6 protein-coding genes are annotated in these 4,215 nt (G+C 55.2%); 4 read left to right on the top strand and 2 right to left on the bottom strand.

Translation table 11 applies throughout. The features are described 5' to 3' along the window. The first annotated feature begins 299 nt into the window (after positions 1–299). From C0623_06455 to C0623_06465, 3 genes are all read left to right on the top strand, one after another. Positions 300–500, top strand: a complete 201-nt coding sequence (locus tag C0623_06455) for a hypothetical protein (GenBank protein ID PLY00858.1) — start codon at positions 300–302, stop codon at positions 498–500. A gap of 189 nt (positions 501–689) precedes the next feature. Then, positions 690–926 (top strand): hypothetical protein, encoded by a 237-nt coding sequence (locus tag C0623_06460; GenBank protein ID PLY00859.1) that lies wholly within the window; start codon positions 690–692, stop codon positions 924–926. A 59-nt stretch (positions 927–985) separates the two neighbouring features. Continuing rightward, positions 986–1,177 (top strand): hypothetical protein, encoded by a 192-nt coding sequence (locus tag C0623_06465; GenBank protein PLY00860.1) that lies wholly within the window; start codon positions 986–988, stop codon positions 1,175–1,177. A 72-nt stretch (positions 1,178–1,249) separates the two neighbouring features. Here the strand turns inward: C0623_06465 and C0623_06470 are convergent, their stop codons facing one another. After that, positions 1,250–2,182 (bottom strand): LysR family transcriptional regulator, encoded by a 933-nt coding sequence (locus C0623_06470; protein ID PLY00861.1) that lies wholly within the window; start codon positions 2,180–2,182, stop codon positions 1,250–1,252. A gap of 150 nt (positions 2,183–2,332) precedes the next feature. Here C0623_06470 and C0623_06475 point away from each other — a divergent pair, with 150 nt between their 5' ends. Beyond that, the gene (locus C0623_06475; protein ID PLY00862.1) at positions 2,333–2,701 is read left to right on the top strand and encodes a hypothetical protein; all 369 of its coding nucleotides are present in this window, start codon (positions 2,333–2,335) and stop codon (positions 2,699–2,701) included. 93 nt (positions 2,702–2,794) lie between these two features. On the opposite strand, the gene C0623_06480 is transcribed toward C0623_06475, so the two are convergent. After that, a complete protein-coding gene (locus C0623_06480; protein ID PLY00863.1) occupies positions 2,795–3,727 on the bottom strand; it encodes an integron integrase in 933 nt (310 codons plus the stop codon). Positions 3,728–4,215: the final 488 nt, after the last annotated feature.

The following is a 4,215-nucleotide window of genomic DNA, read 5'->3' on the forward strand; positions in this document are numbered from 1 at the left end:
TTGGAATCTGCGCAGCGAGGGAACCTGATCATCAGGCGGGTGAGCTGGGGTGTCTTTCTTTTGCTTACTTTTCTTAGACAGGTAAGAAAAGTAAGGAGCACGCCGGGCGATACCGGCGACCTTTGGTTTGAAAGGGATACTGCTAGTTGGGGACACTTCCCGTAGTCCAGAGAAGTGTCCCTTGAGGAAAGTTTACTTTCGAAGAACCGCCGGGTCCCGGCCCGGCAGCCGGGTTCATTTCTTTATTAAGCGATAAAGAAACGAACCAAAGAAACCGCTCCCTTGCAGGGGGCTTTTTCGTGCGGACTGAATTGTTTCTGTTTAACTGTGTTACCGGGGAGTTTGCCTTGAGGCAAACGCAGTCCGTCGCTGTGGCTGTCGCGGTCGGGCTACGGTTCAGTGAACGCGCGAGCGGCAGCGACCTCAAGAGCTCCACGGGTGAGTCAAAAGCTTCAATGGATTCCCCCTTCGGCTACTTCGGCAAGCTCAGTACAAGATAGCTCAGGACAGGCAAGAAGAGTCAGGAACCCGCCGGGCGATACCGGCGACCTTTGGCCGGATGGGGACATTGCTGACAGGGACACTACCCGAATCTCAGGGAAGTGTCCCCCTGTAGACAGAAGACAGGAAGAACCGCGCGGTTGCGGCCGCGCACTCCGCCATACTCTTTTATTGAGCCATAAAAGAGTATGCAGAAAACGGCTCCCTTGCCGGGGGCTTTTTCGTGCGATCTGGATTATTTCTGTTCAAACTGTGCTGCCGGGGAGTTTGCCTTGAGGCAAACGCAGCTCGTCGTTGTGGCGGTTGCGGTCGGGCTGCGGTTCAGTAAACGCGCTGACGGGAGCGACCTCAAGAGCTCCACGGGTGAGTCAAAAGCTTCAATGGATTCCCCCTTCGGCTACTTCGGCAAGCTCAGCACAAGATAGCTCAGGACAGGCAAGAAGAGTCAGGAACCCGCCGGGCGATACCGGCGACCTTTGGCCGGATGGGGAGACTGCTAGTTGGGGACACTACCCGAATCTCAGGGAAGTGTCCCCCTGAAGACAGAAACAGGAAGAACCGCGCGGTTGCGGTCGGGCTGCGGTTCAGTGACCGCGCTGGCGGGTGCGACCTCAAGAGCAACGGGGGTAAGTCTAAGGCATTTGTTCCTGATTTTCTCTGGCAGCTTACAGCTTAAAACTTACAGCTGTCTTTATTTGCTTTACATAAGCCACCACACATTCGTGCGGCGGTCCGGAACGGTCTCAGGCTAAAGATCGCATTTGTATTCCGAGCCCCACTTCCTGGTAAACAGTTCATCCTCGGCAAACTTTTCTGCGAGGAAATCAATAAAACAACGCACCTTGAGCGGCACGTACTTGCTCTCGGGGTAGACCGCGTGAATCGGCGACTCCCAGGGGAGAAAATCGTTGAGGACGGTCACCAGCTCGCCGTGCGCCAGTTCGCAGCGCACCAGCCAGGCCGGCACCAGGGCGAGGCCGGTCCCGGCGATCATGATATCGCGGATGCCGTCGGTGTTGTCCGACTGGCAGTTGCCCCTGACCGGCACACTGATCTCCTCCTTCCCCTTCTTGAACCGCCAGTTGTTGCCGCTGCGCAGAAAGGTGTAGGTCAGGCAGTTGTGCTCCTTGAGATCCTCCGGGTGCTCCGGGAATCCGTACTTCTCAAAATAGGAGGGCGCCCCGACGACTACCATCGGGCTGACCCCGAGCCTGCGGGCGAGCAGCGACGAATCCTCGAGATCACCGATCCGGATCGCCAGGTCGACCCGCTCGGCCACCAGGTCAACAAAACGGTCGTTCATCATCAGGTCGATGCTGATTTCAGGGTAGCGCTCAAGGAACTCGGGCATGAACGGGGCGATGTGCAAGCGGCCGAAGGCGACCGACATGTTGACCCTGAGCCGGCCGCGCGGCGTTCCGCCGAGACTGGTCACCGTGGTTTCCGCTTCTTCGAGATCGGCCAGGATGCCGTGGCACCGTTCGTAATACGCCGAACCGGCCTCGGTCAGTACCAGCTGCCGGCTGCTCCGGTTGAGCAGGCGGACCCCGAGTTTCTGCTCCAGAGCCGAGATCTGTTTACTCACCGCCGGCTGGCCCATATTCATCTCACGGGCCACCGCCGAGAAACTTCCGGTATCAACCACCCGGGCGAAAAGTTTCATGGCTGTCAACTGGTCCATGTTCTCACCTCGCAACTATTCCATTCAGGAATGACTGGTATTCATTTTAGCACAGTTCCCCTTTCATGAGGAATACGGTAAGGTTTACCCAAGTTCGCAACAAAACTTACCGTGGGCAGGAAAAAGCCCCTTAGCAGAAAGGAACAGACCATGAAACGCTTTACTCAATTATCAGCACTCGCCGCTTTTACTTTTGCCTTTGCCGCAGCTCCGGTTGCTTCCAATATCATCGCCAACAACATGGGCAACGAGCCGCAGAAAGACAACAACTATGGATTCGAAGAAGTCCAGACTGCTGACAACAGCAACAACAAGTCTGACTGGCTCGAATTCAACGAAGTCAAAACCGCAAAAAACGAGATGAATGACAAGTCCGACTGGCTGAAGTTCAGGGATGTCAAAACAGCCCAGAGCGAACCCCAGAAAGACAACAACTACGGATTCGAAGAAGTTCAGACTGCCGAGAACAGCAACGACAAATCTGACTGGCTCGAGTTCAACGAAGTCAAAACCGCCTGATCAACGCCTCCACATCAGACGGCCAACCTGCAAAGCACCCCCGAGACCGGGGGTGCTTTTTTATGTTCAGCCGGGCGAGATTCAGACCATGCACTATCTGTCGAGCGGGCTCTTCACCCCGGCTCCACCCTTGTTGAGAACGTGGGTATAGATCATGGTTGTCGAGACATCGACATGCCCCAAAAGTTCCTGCACCGTTCGGATATCGTATCCACTGTCGAGCAGATGTGTTGCGAAGGAATGGCGCAACGTATGCGGTGTGACCCGCTTGCCCAACTCGCAAAGGCTGGCCGCATCGCGAACTGCCCGCTGAACAGACGATTCATCGAAATGGTGCCGACGGACGAAACCAGATTCCGGATCGACACTCAACTTGCTGGCCGGAAAGATGTATTGCCAGCGCCAATCCCGACCGGCCCTCGGGAATTTTTTACGGAGCGCCGTCGGCAACCACACTTCGCCGTGCCCCTGCGCGAGATCTTCCCCGTGCAACCGTCGTACGGTAACGATCTGCTCTTCCAGCATTGCCCGACAAACAGCCGGCAGCACAGTCACCCGATCCTTACGCCCCTTGCCGTCACGAATCATCAATTGATTATTGGCAAAGTCGACGTCCTGCACCCGCATGCGTACCGCCTCCATCAGGCGCAGTCCGGCCCCGTAGAGCAACTGGCAGATCAGCAGATGTGGCGGCGACAAGACATTCAACAGCAACGTCACCTCATCACACGACAAGACTGTCGGCATCCTGACCGGTTTTCTCGCCCGGGTGAAATCGGAAAAATCGCCGAGATCGTGGCCTTCCGATTCCTGGAACAAAAAGACGAGAGCGTTGAGCGCCTGTTTCTGGGTACTGACTGCGACATTATGTTTTTCAGCCAGCCAGGTCAGATAAGTCCTCACTGCGGTAGCATCAAGGTCCTCAATTTTGCGATGCGGGAAATAAAGAAGAAACCGTTTGGCCCAGTCGAGATAAGCGGCTTGAGTACGCTTGGCATACTGGCGACCAATCAGCGTACTGCGCATCCGGGATAATACTTCCTGGTGCGATGGCGATAATTTTGCGGCCGGCTGGCGAGCCGGCTCGGCTTTCTCCGGTTTCCGCTGCCCAAGCGCCCACGATATCTGCAACTGATCACGAAACAGATGCCACAAAGCCGTGCGCGCCTGGTTAATTTGCCAGGCTTTGACTTCAGAATTGTTTCCCAGGTTATCGAGAAAGGCCGAAACATGCTCAGGCTGGCATTCACGCAAAGGAAGTCGACCGAGAAACTTTACGAACTGCTGGCACCAGTTCGTGTACCAGTGGAATTGTTTCGGGTTGATCCTGTTTTTTATAAGGCAGTCTTCATACTGCCGCCAAAACTGCGCATCCAGGGTAACATCCCCCAAATCGTCCATCATAGCCCCCTCCCGACAAAACGAATGAATGATTTGCAACTGCCGTGAAAGCTTACAAAAAAAAATTGCCGGCGCAAGCTTGATGTAAGAAAAAAATCAACTCTTTGAAAAAA

This window comes from Desulfuromonas sp. (assembly GCA_002869615.1).
Classification (GTDB): Bacteria; Desulfobacterota; Desulfuromonadia; order Desulfuromonadales; family UBA2294; genus BM707.